Genomic DNA, 16,930 nt, shown 5'->3' with positions numbered 1-16,930 from the left:
GGGGCCGTTTTTTATTTGAGCCACGGTAGGATGGAGTTGAAGCGGAGGGTTGGATGGCGGTTGAGTTACCGGGCATGTTAGCGGATATTGCGGCGGATAAGCGGGTCACTGTTCGCCGCGGAGGTGAGCCGAGGGCGGATGGAAAGTGCGTTGTTTACTGGTTGCAGCGTGCGCAGCGGGCTTTGGATAATCCTGCGCTGGAGGTCGCGATTGCTTGCGGGAATGCGCTGGGATTGCCGGTGGTGGCTTACTTTTCTGTGATTCCGAATTATCCCAATGCTAACTTGCGGCACTATCTCTTTTTGCAGCAGGGATTGCATGACGTGGCGGAGGGAATGGCGAAGCGAGGGGTGGGGTTTGTTGTGCGGCGGCCTACGGATGGAGATACTCTTGAGGCTTTTCTGGATGAGGTTGGCGCGGCTATGGTGGTGGGCGATGAGAATGTCTGCCGCGAGCCGGAGCGTTGGCGGGCAGCGCTGGCGAGGAAGCTTCGCGTGCCTTTCTTTACTGTGGATGCAGATGTGGTGGTGCCCTCGGCGGTGTTTGGGAAGACGTTTGTTTTGCTGCATCATTTTCGGCCGAAGTTACATGTGCAGTTAGAAGAGTTTATGGTTCCGGTGAAGATAGTTAAGGGTGTATATAAATGGAATCAGCATGTGCGGAGTTATTCATTAGACAAGGATATTACTGCCGGGTTCGATAAGTTGGATCGTTCGGTTGGACCGGTGGATACGTTTGTTGGTGGGACTAAGGCAGCATTGAAGAGACTGAAGGAGTTTACAGATTTACGGCTTGGGGAGTATGACGAGAAGAGGAATCATCCGGAGGTGCGGGGGACCAGTGAGATGTCGCCTTACCTGCATTATGGGCATATTTCTCCGATTACGATTGCGCTGACTGTGTTGGATGCGGTGAGAGATGGCAAGGCTACCAAGGCAGTCGCGGATAAGTATCTCGACGAGATGATTGGGTGGCGGGAGTTAGCGATTTTATTTTGTAAGTACAATCCTAACTACGATAACTGGGAGTGCGCTGAACCCTGGGCTAAGAAGACATTGACTGCCCATGCAGGGGATGCGCGGCCGTGGAGTTATACATTGAAGCAGTTAGAGCAGGCGGAGACGCATGATCCGCTATGGAATGCCGCGCAGTGGCAGATGGTGCGCGATGGATGGATGCATAACTATATGCGGATGTACTGGGGGAAGAAGATCCTGGAGTGGGCTCCCACGCCGGAGAAGGCGTTTGCGTGGGCTGTTGAGTTGAATGACAGGTATGAGCTGGATGGGCGCGATCCGAATGGATATGCGGGGATTGCGTGGGCGATTGTTGGCAAGCATGATAGACCGTGGTTTGATCGACCGGTGTTTGGAATGGTGCGGTATATGTCGGGGGCTTCTACCGGAAAGAAGTTTGATTCGAAGAAATATATCGAGATGTATGGTCGTTGAACGGTAATAAGTTGTCGACTTATTTGTTTTTCAGGTGATACGCTTCGCGGAAATAGATCACAGTAGATTGATTTTCTGGAGGCTCTATGCGCTTGGATAAACCATTTGCTCTCTCTTTTGCGTTGTTTCTCTCTGTTGGGACGATCGCTTCTTCGCAATCGAAGACGGCGGTTGTACCTGCTGACACCACCACGAATACGGTTATCGCCTGCGTGAATATGATGACGGCTATTCCGCGAATTGTTACGGCTACGACTGCTTGTAATACGGCTACGGAGATATTGGATGAGTGGAATATCACTGGTCCCGTGGGGCCTGCTGGACCTATTGGGTTAGTGGGATTGACTGGGGCAACTGGAGCAGTCGGGCCAGCCGGACCGGCGGGACCAGTTGGAGTGCGGGGACTTCCTGGTGCTACCGGTCCGGTTGGGCCACGTGGAGTTACCGGTTTGACAGGGGCAACGGGGCCTAGAGGGCTTACGGGTGTTGCTGGGCCTGCTGGAGTACGTGGACTTCCTGGCGCCTCTGGACCGGTGGGACCTCGTGGGGTAACTGGTTTGACGGGGCCTGCCGGACCGCGTGGATTGCAGGGATTGACCGGTCCGGAGGGAGCTAAGGGAGTGGCTGGCGCTACGGGTGCCACTGGGCCTACCGGGCCGGTTGGGGCGCGGGGGCTTCCTGGCTCGGTGAATCCTATTCCGGCTAACATCACGGCGCTTTCGGGTGCGCTGGGGACGAACGGTTATTCCAATGAAGACTTTACTTATAACGCTACATGCATGCTGGGGGATGCCATTCTGTCGGTGAACTCTTATGGGGAGGGGGCACTGCCAGCGGATGGCAGGTTGTTGCCCATCAATCAAAACGTTGCTGTGTTTTCTATCATGGGGACGCGGTTTGGTGGGGATGGGATCACTACGTTTGGGTTGCCGGATTTGAGGCCTTTTGCGCCGCAGGGGATGCAGTACTCGATTTGTGTTTTGGGGATATATCCTAGCCGGAATTGATGGGTTGCTTGGATAGGGGCTGGAAAGGCAACTGCAACGGCAAGGGCTAACAGCAGATTCCCTTCGGGAATGACAGCTAGAAAAGCAAGGGCAAGACAAAAGCGAAAGCTACATCAACGTAATAAAGGCCCGGCTAAAAACCGGGCCTTTGCTTTTGAGTGCGTCTGCACTCGATCAAGAGCGTGGAACGCTCAGATGCGCATTGGCATGAGGACGTAGCGGTATTTGTATTCGGCTTCGGGGTCTTCGGGGCGCATTTGGCCGGCGGATTGGGCGTCTTTGAATTCGAGACGGACTTCGCCTTCGTTGCTTAGAGCCTTCAGGAAGTCGAGCATATAGCTGCTGTTGAAGCCTACTACCAATGGGTCGCTGGTGTAGGGGGTTTCGATGGAGTCTTCGGATTCGCCGGACTCGGTGGACTGGGCAGTGATCTTGAGTTCGTTCTGCTCCATCTTCATGCGGATGGCGCCGGAGCGTTCGTCGGCGAACTGGGCTACACGGCCGATGGCGGCGGAAAGTTCAGAGCAGCGGACTACTACGAACTTGGTGTTGTCGCGGGGCATGACGGCTTCGTAGTTGGGGAACTGGCCGGTAAGTTTGCGCGAACTCAGGGTGCGATGGCCTACGCGGAAGAAAAGCCATAGGTCGTCATCGGCGAACTCGATGTGTTCGGCTTCAGTGGAGTTTAGAAGGGTCTGGAGCTCGGCGAGGGCTTTGCGCGGGATGAGGATGCGCTTTTCGCCGCTGACGCCTTCCAGGGTCTCTTCTGCCTTTTCTACGAAGGAGAGGCGGTGGCCGTCAGTGGCTACCATGGCGAGGGATTCAGCCTTGAGGATCAGCAGAGCGCCGTTGAGGGTGTAACGCGACTCTTCGTTTGAGATGGAGAAGATGGTGCGTGCGATGAGGGTTTTGAGAACCGGCACAGGAATCTTGACGCTGGCAATCTGGGGTAGCTCGGGAACCTGGGGATAGTTGGCGCGACCGAGGCCGACCATCTTGGTGTTGGAACGGCCGGAGCGAATCTGTACCCAGTGATTGTCGAGGAGCTTGATGGAGATTTCGCCCTCGGGCAGGAGCTTGACGTAGTCGTAGAGCTTGCGCGCGGGGATGGTGCAGGAGCCGGCCTTTTTGACCTTGGCTTTGCAACTGGTGCGGATGGCCTGGTCGAGGTCGGTGGCGGTGATGTTGACGGCATCGTCCGCGGCTTCGATGAGGAAGTTGGAAAGGATGGGGATGGTGGTCTTGCGCTCGACTACGCTTTGCGTAGCGGTGAGCTCTTTGAGCAGATCCTGACGGGTGACGGTAATTTCCATGACTGACCCCTGGGCGGATGCGCCCTGTTCGGTGGTGATTTCCGGTTCGAGTCCGAGCGATGGCATGGTGTTTTTCTCCTGAATCCCGAGTTCTGGATCTGCGTTGCTTAGCCACGAACGGCGCGTGATGCAACTCTACATTACGCGAGTGTTGCGTGGGAATGCAGTGTTTTCCCTTGCTTGATTGTATTGAAATTGAGAAATCCTTGCAGGTGGAAATCCAGCCTTTAACTAGGAAATACAGGGGGATTTGTTATCCGGCATCGTAGCGGCTTGGTGTGGTCGTGCGCTTTTGGGGCATGAGGGAGTCTTGTTGGTCTTCGGTTGGAAAGAGACCGGTTGGTCGCGCCCCTCTAGTGGGAGGGTTTTTGTTTTTGGGGATGCTGAGGATGCGACGGGTATTGAGTAAAAAAGAAGAAAAGAGAGTTATGTAGCCCCGCCGTAGCAGCCGTTCAGCGCGGAAAAGTGGAAATCGGAGAAAATCCGCGATTGGCGCGGGGTTGCGGGGTGGGCTAGTTTTCTAAAACTTGCCTGTGGAATTGAGGGGAAGTGGAAAGGTGGATTTCGAGGGGGTAATTGGGGACCGGGGTGTCCACTGTTTCAACAGGGGGTTGGATTTGGGGTGTGGATTTATTGGTTGGACGAGTGGGAAATGAGGTTTCAGCCGCTGCTGGAGCGGGTTTTTGTGTGCTGGGTTTTGCAGGGGGGATGGGTTGTCCACTGTTTGCACAGCGGGGTGGGGGTGGTGGATAAGTTGGTGGTTTTCTTTGCGGGTGGGGGAGGTAAGGGGTTAAAAGCAGATTCTCTTCGGGAATGACAGACAGAAAGGCAAGGGCAACTGCAAGGGCAAGAGCAACGGCAACGGCAAGGGCAGAGGCGACTGCGAAAGCAATGGCGGGGGTTTGGGTTAGTCTTCGCGGAGGGTTTTTGCTGGGTCTATTCTGGCTATTTTCAGGGTTGGCAGGGTGGTGGCCAATAGGGTGATCAGGGCGAGGGTCAGGATTACGGCGGTCAGGGTGGCGGGGTCGTAGACGCCTATGCCGAAGAGGACGGAGTGCATGGTTCGCAGGGCCATTGCGCTGAGGGCGAGGCCGATCAGCAGGCCTGCGATGGAGGCGAGGATGCCGCTGCTGCCTACGTTCAGCATTGCCTGGCGGATGGTAGAGCCCAAGGCGATGCGGATGCCGATTTCCCGGGTGCGCTGGGCGACTATGTTGGCGACCAGGGAGAAGATGCCGATGGCGCTGAGGAGCAGGGCCAGTCCGGCCATGGCGGAGAGCAGGGCTACCTCAATGCGCTGGATGGCGAGGGTGGTGGCGAGCAGGTCGCTCATGCTGTAGAAGCCGCTGAAGGGCAGGTTGGGATCGGCGCCGGCCAGGGCGTGTTGCATTTGTTCTGTCAGGCCTTCGATTGGGTGGCTGGTGCGGACGATCCAACTGGGCTGGAACCAGGTGTGGACGAGGGCGAGGAGTTTGGGGTTGACCTGGGTGGCGGGGATGTAGGTGGTTTCTTCGGCGGAGATGGGTGCGCCTGCGGTGAATCCTGGTTTGGTGATGACGTCGGCTACGAGGCCGATGATTCGTGTGTCTTTGTTGAGGTAGTGGCCCACAGGGTTTTGATTTGCGAAGAATTTGCGGGCGAAGGTCTGGTTGACGATGACGACGTGCTGCGAGGTGGTGGTGTCGCTATCGGTGAAGGTGCGTCCGGCGAGGACGGGAATCTGGAGGGTTTCGAAGTAGCCGGGGGTGACGTAGATTTCGTCGGCTCCGGTGCTTTTTCCGGCGAATGGGCCGTCGTTGAGGGTGACGCTGTCGTTGAGGGGGCGTTCGTAGGGCAGGTTGAGGCCGACGGCGGCGTTTTGGACTCCGGGGATCTGGCGCATGGCGGCGGTGCTGTTGGCGAGGAGTGTGTCGAAGGCAGAGTGGTCGTGGTACCGGGCGTCGTCCAGGGAGGCTTTGGCGGAGATGACTCCGTTGGGACTGAAGCCGGGCGGGAGGGTTTCGAGATGGATGAGGGTGCGGATCAGTAGTCCTGAGGCGGCGAGGAGGAGTACGGTCAGTGCGACTTCGCCAGCGATGAGGGATTGGCGAAGGCGGAAGCTGGAGTTGCCGGAGGATCCGCGGGTGGCTATGGCGGAGCGGATATCGATTTTGCGCGTGGTGAGTGCGGGGAGCATGCCGAAGAGGATGCTGGTGACGAGGGAGACGCAGAGGGTAAACGCGAGGACGCGCAAATCGAGATGGATGGAGGCGATGGGTAGGAAGTGCTCGGGGAGCAGGGTGAGCAGGCTGTGGAGGGCGAGATAGCCGACGCCGATGCTGACGATGCCTCCAGTGAGGGCGAGCAGGAGGTTTTCAATCCAGAGCTGGCGCTGGATCTGCCAGCGTGAGGCACCGAGGGCGAGGCGAGTGGCGATCTCGGAAGTGCGGCGCATGGTGCGGACGAGGGTGAGTCCGGCGAGATTGGCGCAGGCGATGAGGAGGATGAATCCGGCGGCGAGCATGAGTACGAGAACCTGGGGACGCAAGTCTTCGGTGGAGCTTTTCTGGAGTGGAACGAGGTAAAAGGAGGCGTGGTAACCGGGATAGTTTTTGGCGATACGGGTGGCGATGGCGGTCCAGGCGCGGTTGAGTTCAGAGTTGGCCTGCTGCCAGGTTGCTCCGTCGCGCAGGCGGACGATGGCGTTGAAATTTGTGCCGGCGCCTTCTCCTTCGCGGCTGGGCTGGAGGGCGGTGTAGACGTCGGCATTGAGCGGGGTTGGTGCGTCGGGGAGGACTCCTACGATGGTGTAAGGCTCGCCCTTGAGGGTGATGGGCTGGCCGAGGATGTTGGGGTCGCTGTTGAAGGTGGTGTGCCAGAGGCTGTAACTGAGCAGGGCGACGCGAGGGCCGTTGGGGTGGTCCTCTACTTCAGAGAAATTGCGGCCGAGGACAGGATGCAGGGCGAGGACATCGAAGTAATGGGCGGAGACGCGGCCGGCGTGGAGGTATTGGATGTGGAGTCCGGATTGAGTCTTTGCCTGGAGGTTGACTCCGGAGGCGATGCCGCTGGAGATGGCGGAGAGGATTGAGGGGACGTTGTCGCGGAGGAGTTCCCATTGTTCGCCGTCGAGGTCGCTGCCGCTGTCGGTCGTTTCGGGACCGGCGTAGTGGGCGTAGGTGGTGGCGAGTTGCTCGGGGTGGTTGTAGGGCAGGGATTTGATCAGGAGAGCGTTGACCAGGGAGAAGATGGCAGTGTTGGCTCCGATGGCCAGCGCGAGGGTGAGGATGACGGTGAGGGTGAAGCCGGGATTACGAGCCATGCCGCGCACGCCGTAGGCGAGGTCACGACGGAGATTGTCGAGCCATTCGACGCGGCTGCGGAGGTAGAAGCGTTCCTGGGCTGCGGCTCGGCTGCCGAAGGTGGCGCGGGCGCGGCGGTGGGCTTCTTTTTCGCTCATGCCTTCGGCTTTGAGGTCGTCTGTTTCCAGTTCGAGATGGGAGCGGATTTCTGCGGCGAAGTCTTCTGGGGAACGCCTGGAGGAGTTCGGCATGGTTATGCTCCTTCTTCTAAAACTGGATCGAGAATGAGGCCGATGGCGTGGGAGAGTTTGCGCCATTGCTGGGTTTTGGCGGTGAGTTCGGCGCGGCCTTTGGGGGTGAGGGAGTAGAAGCGAGCTTTGCGATTGTTTTCGGAGAGTCCCCACTCGGCGGCGAGGAGTTCGCGATCTTCGAGGCGCTGGAGGGCGAGATAGAGGGAGCCGTGGTCGACGAGGAAGGCTTCTTCGGACTGGCGCTGGATGATACGGGCTATGCCTTGTCCGTGGCTGCGACTGGGGGCGAGGGTGCGGAGGATGAGCAGGTCGAGTGTTCCCTGAAGGAGCGGGGTGCGGTCGGGTTGTTGGCTTTGGGTAGGCATCCGAGATGAGTTTGCGCCTGGCTGGGTCGGATGTCAACAGGAACCGATGGGTATTTGGGAAAAAGGAGCAAGAATAGAAGGCCTGTCAACGATTGGGGGAAGTTAAATCAAAGGTATCCGGTTTATTTTGTTCAGGTTGAGTCTGGATTTGGGAATTGCAGGGAATTTGATGGGGATTGGGTAAGCTGGGGATAATCGTTGGGATGAGATGGGGAGGAGCGCTGCGACGCTGCCTCCTCTTTTTGTTTTGGCGGGGAAATCGGTGGTAAATGGCGGTGCAATGGCCGAAGAGGAAGAAGCTGGTGGTGTAGTTGAGGGCAATAAGCCGGTTGTGGTGGGGATGGCTGGTTCTAGTGCTGGTTCAGGGGCGGGTCCGGAGAATGGCCTGCCGGTTGGGACTGGCAAGGTTGGGACTGGTAAGACGATGGACTTATTGCGAAAGAAGGCCGAAGAGGCGCTGGTAGAGAACTTCGTTCAGATAGTGAAGTGCATTGTCCGAAATATCGAGGCGAATCATCTGCCGAGTGTGAAGCTGCTGTGTGATCTGGCGGAACGGGTGGAGGATAAGCAGAATATTCCGATGGAAGACTACCAGAGCCTTGCTGAGGTGCTTTGGAAGGGGCTGAAGGAGCAGGACGAAGTTGGGAAATAGGGACCGCGGGCGGGCTTCGGCTTTGCTCGCGGTTTTTTTGGTGGGGGCTGAAGGGCAAAGGCAAGGGCAACAGCTAGCAGCAGATTCCCTTCGGGAATGACAGCTAGAAAAGCAAGGGCAAGGGCAAGGGCAAGGGCAAAGGCAAGGGCAGCTGCAACTGCAGAAGCAAGGGCAAAGGCGACTGCTGGGGCTTGGGTGGGGAGATTTTGTGTCTGGGGGGTTGGGTGCGAGACTTGGGGCACCTCTCCGTATGGAAAAAATTTTTGCGCGGCTACGCCGCGGCTCGTTTTGATTTTGGGAAGGATGCTGATTATGAAGAGCACGAATTCGACGTGGTTGCGTTTGGGTAGAGGGGTTTCATTTTGCGCGATGGTTTGCCTGTTGACTGTGGTCGGCTGGGCGCAGACGGTAACCACGACGACCGTGCAGGGGACGGTCTATAACGCTGCGGGTGTGCCTAGTTCAGGCACGTTGCTGGTGAGCTGGCCAGCCTTTACTACGGCGGCGAATCAGGCTGTGGTGGCGGGCAATGTTGCTGTTCAGATTGGGGCGGATGGGTTTGCTAGTTTGAACCTTGCGCCGAATCTGGGAGCGAGTCCGGCGGGGCTGTATTACACGGCGGTGTATCACCTGGCGGATGGGACGGTGAACACGGAGTATTGGGTGGTGCCAGCGACGGCTTCGGGTGCGGCTTCGGCTTCGATTGCGCAGGTGCGGGCGCAGTTGATGCCAGCGGCGCAGGCGGTGCAGACAGTGAGCAAGTCGTATGTGGACCAGGCTGTGGCGCAGTTGCAGGGAAGCCTGTTGACGACCGATGGCGGGACGCTTACGGGACCGCTGATTTTGGCGGCTGATCCTACGACGCCGTTGATGGCTGCGGACAAACACTATGTGGACCAGGTGTTTGCAGGGGGGCTTTCGTCGGGTGGTGGGGTGATTGCGGGGCCGTTGAATGCGGAGTCGGTGAATGGGGTTTTCTCACCGGAGACGGGTACTTCGCAGGCTACGTTGCAGGCTACGCAGACGGCTGCTGCTGCTGCCGGGGGCTCGGTTATGGTGCCTTCGACTTATACGGGGACGGATACATTTACGAATGCTGCGGGGATTCGGGTGGAGGATCTTCGGGCTACGGGCGCTCAGCAGCATGAGCGGAGTGTGAAGGAGTTTGGGGCGGTCTGCGATGGGGTTACGGATGATACGGCGGCGTTGCAGGCGGCGATCAATTTTGCGTTTGCGCAGAGTGCGGCGGGGCATGGTCCGGCAGGACTTGGGGTCGCGCTGACGCTGCCTGCCGGGGTTTGCAAGACGCAGCAACTGGTGTGGCATGGGGAGTCGATTGGCGGACAGGGGCGGCAGGTTTCGGGGCTGATGGGTTTTCCAGGACAGGATGTGTTGGCTACGGCTGCGGATGCTACGAATCTGCTGGCGAATACACGGCTACATGACTTCACGATCTATGTGGATGGGAGCGTGGATGTTTCGTGCTCCCCGGCGCAGGGACGGGCTGCGGCGGGTAGTTGTGGAGTGAATCGGCCGATGGAGGTAGGGTCGGTTTTTTCGCCGGGTGGGAATGGGTTGACTGGCGTTGCAGGGACAGGGGCGGGGTGGTCGATTGGCAACTGTGCGATTGCCATGCCTGCCGTTACGGGCGCGGGTGGGAATGGGTTGCGCGTTGGTGAGATTGAGAATGTGGCGATTGCGGCGACGGCGACGGGGACGGATCCGCTGGCGTTGTATGCGGGAGCGCATTCGACGCATACGTGCGGGCTGTACCTGGCGCAGTGGCCGACTGCTTCTGACTTCAGGAATATCGACATTCGCGGGGTGGGAACGGGGATTGCTTTGCCGGGGTTGCCGGTGGCTGTGCCGAATGGATTGGTTGCGGATGCGAATCGCTGGCAGAACGTAACGGTTCAGGCGACGCATGGTTTTGCAGTGGCTGCCGGGTCGAACGATGTGCTGGACGATGTGGTGGTGAGTGCGTGGAGTTCGGCGGCTACGGGCGAGGCGGCTACCGGGCTGGTGCTGGATTTTGCGGGTGCGGGCATGGGGGTGCAGGCTGGCTGGACGGTGCGGAATGCTGCGGTGCTGCCGGAGTGGGTGGCGGTGCAGCCTGCGTTGGTGGTTCACGCTACGGGTGGGGCGATTACGTCGGTTTCGGTGGGGCCGGAGCATGGGTTGGGATTTGAGGCTTATGGGGCTGCGGTGCCGATTCAGTTTTCCGGGGGATGCACGGCAGCGGCTGTGGCGGCGGTGAATGCGGATGGTTCGCTGGGAGCTGTGACGGTGAGTGCAGGCGGGGTGGGTTGTTCGAGTACGACTACGGCGATGGTGGGTGTTTCGGGAATTGCTGTGCCTGCCAGGCCGGTGAATTTGATTGCGGGAAATGGAATGACGTTTCTGGGTGGGAATCTGCTGAAGGGAAGCGGCGGATACACGATCTGGAACGCAGAGGGTTCGCGCACGCAGGGGATGGCGCTGGGTGGCGGTGGAACGCTGGCGGCTTCGACTACGGCTTATCCGGCGCTGGTGGTGGGTGATTCGGGGAGTTACCTGGGTTCGCAGAACAGGTTCAATGGGCTGGGGATTGCCGCTGCCGGGTTGTCCGATGGGGGACTGGGGAATGTGTTTGTGCAGTCCAGTGCTTCGGGATTTGGACAGGCTGGGTTAGAGGCTTCACGGGCGACTCCGCAGGTGGTTTCGGCGGATTTTGCGTTGCTGGGTGGAGGTGCGGCGAACCAGGCGTTTCCTAGCTTGAACGATCTTTTCTTTTCGGCGGAGGATTTGTATTCGGCTGGAGGTGAGTCGGTTGCGGTGGGGAGTTCGTTTGGCAAGGATCCTGCGGCTCCGGTGACTGGATCGTATGTGAAGGCGTTGGGTGGGGCGTGGGATACGTCGGGTGTTTGGGCGCTTCGTGGGGTTGCGGGAGCGCTGGTTTTGGGGAAGGGATTTCCGGCCGGAACGGGAACGTGGGAGGTCGCGGCCAAGGCGGATGTTGCGACTACGCAGGAGTTGAAGCTGGCGGGGAGTGGCGCGGCAGGCTGCGTTTTCGCTGACCAGATGGTGAGCCTGACTACGAGTTGGCAGGTGTTTCGCATCCCTTACAACACGGTGACGGGGAACACGGGTTGCGATGCGGCTACGCAGGGGAATGCTGTCAATGCTGTTGGGTTATCGCCGGGTGTTGTGACGAATGTTGAGACGGCGTGGATGGCTTTTGTGCCGGCGTTTCAACAGGTGCTGATTGCGAATGCTCCGACTGCGGCGAACCAGGCTACGAACAAGGCGTATGTGGATACGCAGATTTCGAGTGCAATTGGTTCGGGCGGTGGGAGTGGAACGGGTGCGTTGCCGATTGCGGGTGGAACGCTGACGGGTGCGTTGACTGCTCCGGTGATCGATGGGACTACGGATTGCGCTTTGTCTTCTTCGGTGGGGAGTTGTGTGGCTACGGCGAGTTCGGCGCTGATTCCGTCGGGGACGGTGGGGATGTATGCGCAGAATGCTGCGATGAATGCTACGGCGCTGTGTGTGTATGACGCGACGCAGGGCGGCAAGGTGACGGCGGTGATGCCGGGGCAGTTGGGACAGGGATATTCGAGTGCTCCTGTGTTGTCGATTACGGGCGGTGGTGGAGCGGGGCTGGCTGTTACTGCGAATGTGAGTGGCGGACAGGTGGCGAGTTACACGGTGACGAACGGAGGGTCGGGATATACGAGTTGTCCGAATATCTCCGTGGCTGCGCCGCCTGCTGTGGCTGTGCCGATTCCTGTGCTGGATCAGAGGCGGGGAGTTACGAGTTATTCAGCCGAAGTGCGGGTGGATGATTTTGGCTGCGCTGCCGATGGAGTGACGGATGATACGCAGTGCTTCAATAACGCGATCAGTTATGCGACGCAGAATGGGACGCGTGCGGGATCGGTCACGCTGACGCAGGGGAAGACTTATTTCATTGGAACCATCACGGGTTATATGCAGACGGCGTGGGATGACGGAACGGCGCCGAGTACGGATACGTGTGGAGGAGTGGCGTGTACAAACATTGCGCCGGAGACGCCGGGATATCTCGGATACGCGATTCGAGTGCAGAGTGAGCAATCGTTTCCGCTGACGATTTATGGCAATGGGGCGACGATTGTTTCGAGTTATACGCCGGCGGCTGCGACGGCTGCGACTTACACGATGAACGCGCCTTATTTTGCGGTGTTTGGTTCGGACAGTCCTATCGCGAGTTGGAATCTTTTTGATGTGAGTATCAACAAGGCGTTTATCGGCGCGGCGACACAGGCGGGAGCTTACTGGCGCTGGCAGCGAGTGAACATGGCCGGGGTGGGGATTGCGGTGCTGGCGGGATCGTCGCAGTACGACACCTTTCAGGACACGTTTATTCAGAATAGCGAAGCGGGCATCATTGTGGGCGGCTGGTGGGGATCGCGTGCTCCGTCGACGAGCACGAGTGGAGAAGTGTTTTTAAATGCGGAGAACCTGGGTGATTCAACGGCGCTGGATGGGATGGTGTTTTACGGCGCGAACTGGGCATCGGTGAGCCAGGCGCAGACGGTGCAGAATGCTTTGGACACGTGGTTCAATACGTATTTCTTTCATGTGAGTGACAACCAGGCAAGGCTGACCGATCAGAACCAGGCGGGTTTTGGGGTGATCACAGACTCCATGTGGCGGGGTATCTATCACGTGATGTTTGCCGCTTATTCGCGTTATGGACGGCCGGTGCTTGGGGTGACGATTCACAACGCGAATGTGAAGGAGACGCAGAATTATCCGATTGTGGCGACGGCTGCGGGTGGTTGGGTGATCGATGGGCTGGGGCTGGAGGATGTGGGGTATTGCAACGGCGCGGCGGCAAACGGGAACTATGGTTCGACGAGTTGCCCGAGCCCGTATGACAGCGTGAATAACCAATTGCCCGGGGCGATTTTGCTGAGTGGGTTTCAGAATATTTCGGCAAGGAATATCGGTGCGAGCGGAGCTGTTCTGGAGTCGATTGCGGAGCCGCAACAGGTGAGCGCGGCGCAGCAGTTGGAGGATTTTCGTTTAGAGCTGACGAATCTACAAAGCTCGGCGGATACACCGGTGGCTCCGCGGGTGCAGCCGGTGGCTACGGGCAGGCTGATCCTGGGATGGTCCAACACTTCGTACCCGCCGGGGGTGACGAATACGGATTCGGGTGAGCTGTGTCTGAAGGGTGTGAACTCCGGTTTTGTGGATGAGTGGTGCATGCGGTCTGTGGAGCAGGCTTATGCGAGCGGTGGGACAATGCCGCGTTATCTGACGATGGAGAACGATGGGTACGCCGGATTTACGGGCCAGACAGCGGTGCAGATGCCGGGGTTGCGGGTGCGGCCAGGGCTGATCAGCGGGACCGATACGACGCTGCCGGTTACAGATTTTTCAGAGCAGGCGTTTGCGATTGCGGCGGGTACGGTGAGCGGCGAAACATGCGCGACGGTGGCGGGGATTACGGTGCCGGGTGCGGTGGCTACGGATGGGGTGCTGTTTGTGCGGCCTTCGGCATCGGCGGGGCAGTTACAGATGAGCGGCAGTGTGACGGCGGCGAATACGTTGGCGCTGACGGTTTGCAATCCTTCGACGCTGGCGCAGAACTATCCGGCGGGCAGGTACTATGCGTTTCTGCTGGCGGGCGGTGCGGCTTCGGCTACTCCGGCGGTGAGTGGCGGTGCGCCGGTGGCGACGAATCCGTTGACGACTACGCAGGGCGACCTGGTGATGGGCGATGGGAACGGAAATCCTGGACGGCTGGCGGGAAATTTGTCGACTACTCCGGCGGTGTTGATGGAGACGGGAACGGGGTCGAGTACGAGTTCGGCGGTGTGGCAGAGTGCGCCGAATTTTTATGGCGGAAACTTAACTGGGTTGAATGCGGCGAACATCACTACGGGCTCGGTTGGGATTGCAAACGGAGGCACGGGTGCGACTACGGCGCAGCAGGCGTTGGCGAACCTGGGTGGGGCGAGTTTGAATGCGGCGGTGAGTCACTTCGGAGGTCAACTGACGGCGTTGGCGGTGGGCGGGGCTTACCAAGCGGACCAGTTTGCGGGTTCGGATATCGGGAGTAAGTTATCGGCTTGCCTGGCTGGGTTGAGTTCGGTGTATGGCGGGATTTGCGATGCGCGGAATTTTACCGGGACGGTGACGATGGCTTCGACACTGACGTTGAATGTGGCGAATGCCACGGTGTTGCTGCCGTGTGCGACGATCTCGACTTCGGCGCAGATTGTGGTGCCGGCCGGGGTGCGCAATGTGACGCTGAAGGGCTGCGGTTTGCGTGGTGCTTCGGGGGCGAGTGGAAGCCAGGGTGGGACGGTGCTGTTGTATTCGGGTGCCGGTGCTGCGGTGCAGGTGGGCGATCCGACGTATGCGGCGGACACGATGGGCTTTCATCTCGATGATGTGGTGATCAACACGACTGATTCGACGAATGCGGCGACGCAGGCGCTGGTGGCTTACAGGGTGCAGGAGATGGACCTGGAGAGCCTGTATTTACTGGGGAATTCGAACCAGACGGGTATGACGGTGGATGGTACGGGGAATTACTCGGGCGGAAGTTTTTATGACCTGGCATTCAATGGCTGGCACACGGCGGTGAATGGCATTGGGCACCAGGCGGCGAATGCGGCGACTACGGATTGGATGAATGCGAGTACGTTTATCCGATTGCATATCGATTGCCCGACGAGTGGCGGGAATCCGATTGCGGGGACGTATGGAATCAACCTGGCGCAGGGAGATGGCAATACGTTCACTGGCGGGGATGTTGAGGGTTGCGCTACGGCATTGCACCTGGGAGCGAATGCGCAGAACAACACGTTTGTCGGGGTGCGCAATGAGAACTCTTCGAGCCAGGTTATCGCGGATGCAGGCAGTACGTATAACTCGTGGATTACGGGTGGGACGATGTTTACGGGGGCGTTGACGGATAACGGTTCGCGAAACAGTTTTCTGGATGCATTTCATCGAACGTTCAATGGGGTGAAGGGCGACTGGTATGCGAGCCAGATGGATTCGACTGTGACGAATCATGTGCGCGTGGGAACAGGAAATGGAAACGAGCGCGGGTTGTTGAATGAATACCAGACGGATTATGGATACCGGTGGACGGTGGGGTTGGGGGATGGGAGTTCGGGGGAGCAGTTTTATAACATCACGGATGTTTTGAGCAGTGTCAATCGGCTTTCGATCGGGCAGTATCTGAGCACTGTGGCGAATACGGTGACCAACGTGATTGTGAACAATGGCGGGTGTTATACGTCTTCGACTCCACCGGCTATCGGCTTTGCGGGCGGCGGTGGATCGGGTGCTGCGGCGACGGCTGTTATGGCGACGACTGCTTCGCCGAGCTGTGCCGGAGGCAACACGGTATTGAGCGTGTCGATGACTGCGAATGGGAGTGGATATACGTCGCAGCCGACGCTGACTTTCACGGGGACGAACCAGACCACATCGGCGAATGCGGTAGCGGAGATTACGAGTGCGGGAGGCACGAATAATCAGACTGTTCTGAATGCGACGGGTACGGGCGCCGTGGTGCTGAATGGTTCGACGAATGCGGGATCGGGCGGATTGGTGATTGGGTCTGGCGGTGCGACGGAAACTACGGTGGCGACTATCGATGGCGCGGGCGATGCGAACTTTACGGGGAGCCTGCAGGTGGGCGGAGCATCGACGTTGAAGGGCTCGGCGACGGTGAAGAACGGGGCGGATGCGGAGATCGATTCGACGCTGTGGGCGGGGCTGAGTGCGGCTCAGAAGGAATCGTTTATCTACAAGGATTGGAACGGTGCTTCGCAGTGGTACATGGTGAAGGATGCGGGAAATAACTGGTCGTTGAATTCGGCGATTGATGGGACGGATCATTTCAAGGCTTATCAGAGTGGCGAGACGATGCTGAATGCGAATGGAACGGGGTATGTGTCGGTGAACCGCGAGGCTGGTTCGGGAACGGGTGGGTTGGCGGTGTTCTCGGGCGGGGCTACTCCGTTGCAGGTGGCGATTGTTACGGGCAGCGGCAATGTTACGACGGCTGGATTTATCGATGGGAAGACGATGAGCGGGACGGGGACGATGAGCTTTGCTGCGGGGGCAGCGGCGGGGAGCGGTGCTTCGTTTGCCTGTACGGCGAGTCATGTTTGCGATGGGGTGAGTGGTGCGGCGACGTTAACTACGGGGGCTTCTACGACGACGGGAAGTCTGGGGACGTTTAGTTTTCCGAATACGCGGACTAGCCAGGCGAATTGCGTGGTGAGCGTGCAGTTGGCGGGGAGTGGGGTGGTTGCTTCGGTGGGATGGAGTGAGAGTGCTGCGGCTGTGACGCTTACGGGGAATGTGGCGCTGGCGGCTTCTACTGCTTATTCGGTGCGGTATTGGTGTGGGGGGAATTGAGGGTTGTTGGTGTGGGTAAGGGCAACTGCAAGGGCAAAAGAAGAAGCAGATTCCCTTCGGGAATGACAGACAGAAAGGCAAGGGCAAAAGCAACTGCAAGGGCAAGGGCGAGGGCAAAGACGAGGGCGACTGCAACGGCAACTACAACGGCGAGGGTTAGGGCGGATTTGTGGTGGAGGGGTTGGGTTTTGC

General features: G+C 58.8%; 7 protein-coding genes. 4 read left to right on the top strand and 3 right to left on the bottom strand.

Annotated features, from left to right (window positions below):
* The first annotated feature begins 53 nt into the window (after nucleotides 1–53).
* Both OHL19_RS01570 and OHL19_RS01565 read left to right on the top strand, forming a co-directional pair.
* Nucleotides 54–1,451 (top strand): deoxyribodipyrimidine photo-lyase, encoded by a 1,398-nt coding sequence (locus OHL19_RS01570; protein WP_263355823.1) that lies wholly within the window; start codon nucleotides 54–56, stop codon nucleotides 1,449–1,451.
* 86 nt (nucleotides 1,452–1,537) lie between these two features.
* The gene (locus OHL19_RS01565) at nucleotides 1,538–2,458 is read left to right on the top strand and encodes a tail fiber protein (RefSeq protein WP_263355822.1); all 921 of its coding nucleotides are present in this window, start codon (nucleotides 1,538–1,540) and stop codon (nucleotides 2,456–2,458) included.
* 191 nt (nucleotides 2,459–2,649) lie between these two features.
* Here OHL19_RS01565 and dnaN read toward each other — a convergent pair whose 3' ends face one another.
* From dnaN to OHL19_RS01550, 3 genes are all read right to left on the bottom strand, one after another.
* A complete protein-coding gene (dnaN, locus tag OHL19_RS01560) occupies nucleotides 2,650–3,771 on the bottom strand; it encodes a DNA polymerase III subunit beta (RefSeq protein ID WP_396126653.1) in 1,122 nt (373 codons plus the stop codon).
* Between the two features lie 907 nt (nucleotides 3,772–4,678).
* Complete coding sequence (locus tag OHL19_RS01555; RefSeq protein WP_263355820.1) at nucleotides 4,679–7,303, bottom strand: ABC transporter permease; 2,625 nt, start codon at nucleotides 7,301–7,303, stop codon at nucleotides 4,679–4,681.
* Nucleotides 7,304–7,305: 2 nt separating this feature from the next.
* Nucleotides 7,306–7,668 carry a PadR family transcriptional regulator gene (locus OHL19_RS01550; protein ID WP_263355819.1) on the bottom strand — a complete coding sequence of 121 codons (363 nt, stop codon included), beginning with the start codon at nucleotides 7,666–7,668 and terminating at the stop codon, nucleotides 7,306–7,308.
* A gap of 208 nt (nucleotides 7,669–7,876) precedes the next feature.
* Here OHL19_RS01550 and OHL19_RS01545 point away from each other — a divergent pair, with 208 nt between their 5' ends.
* The gene (locus OHL19_RS01545) at nucleotides 7,877–8,320 is read left to right on the top strand and encodes a hypothetical protein (protein WP_263355818.1); all 444 of its coding nucleotides are present in this window, start codon (nucleotides 7,877–7,879) and stop codon (nucleotides 8,318–8,320) included.
* 312 nt (nucleotides 8,321–8,632) lie between these two features.
* Nucleotides 8,633–16,738: a glycoside hydrolase family 55 protein gene (locus OHL19_RS01540; RefSeq protein WP_263355817.1), complete on the top strand. Its 8,106-nt coding sequence runs from the start codon at nucleotides 8,633–8,635 to the stop codon at nucleotides 16,736–16,738.
* The last annotated feature ends 192 nt before the right edge of the window (nucleotides 16,739–16,930 follow it).

This window comes from Acidicapsa ligni, assembly GCF_025685655.1.
GTDB classification, from domain to species: domain Bacteria; phylum Acidobacteriota; class Terriglobia; order Terriglobales; family Acidobacteriaceae; genus Acidicapsa; species Acidicapsa ligni.
The sequence above is the reverse complement of the archived record's forward strand: the minus strand, read 5'-3'. Positions and strand labels throughout refer to the sequence as shown.

What these genes read in the sequence shown, in the direction of transcription:
- OHL19_RS01540 (WP_263355817.1), top strand. Translation starts at nt 8,633, where the DNA reads ATGAAGAGCACGAATTCGACGTGGTTGCGTTTGGGTAGAGGGGTTTCA.
- OHL19_RS01555 (WP_263355820.1), bottom strand. Translation starts at nt 7,303, where the DNA reads ATGCCGAACTCCTCCAGGCGTTCCCCAGAAGACTTCGCCGCAGAAATC.
- OHL19_RS01550 (WP_263355819.1), bottom strand. Translation starts at nt 7,668, where the DNA reads ATGCCTACCCAAAGCCAACAACCCGACCGCACCCCGCTCCTTCAGGGA.
- dnaN (WP_396126653.1), bottom strand. Translation starts at nt 3,771, where the DNA reads ATGGAAATTACCGTCACCCGTCAGGATCTGCTCAAAGAGCTCACCGCT.
- OHL19_RS01565 (WP_263355822.1), top strand. Translation starts at nt 1,538, where the DNA reads ATGCGCTTGGATAAACCATTTGCTCTCTCTTTTGCGTTGTTTCTCTCT.
- OHL19_RS01545 (WP_263355818.1), top strand. Translation starts at nt 7,877, where the DNA reads ATGGGGAGGAGCGCTGCGACGCTGCCTCCTCTTTTTGTTTTGGCGGGG.
- OHL19_RS01570 (WP_263355823.1), top strand. Translation starts at nt 54, where the DNA reads ATGGCGGTTGAGTTACCGGGCATGTTAGCGGATATTGCGGCGGATAAG.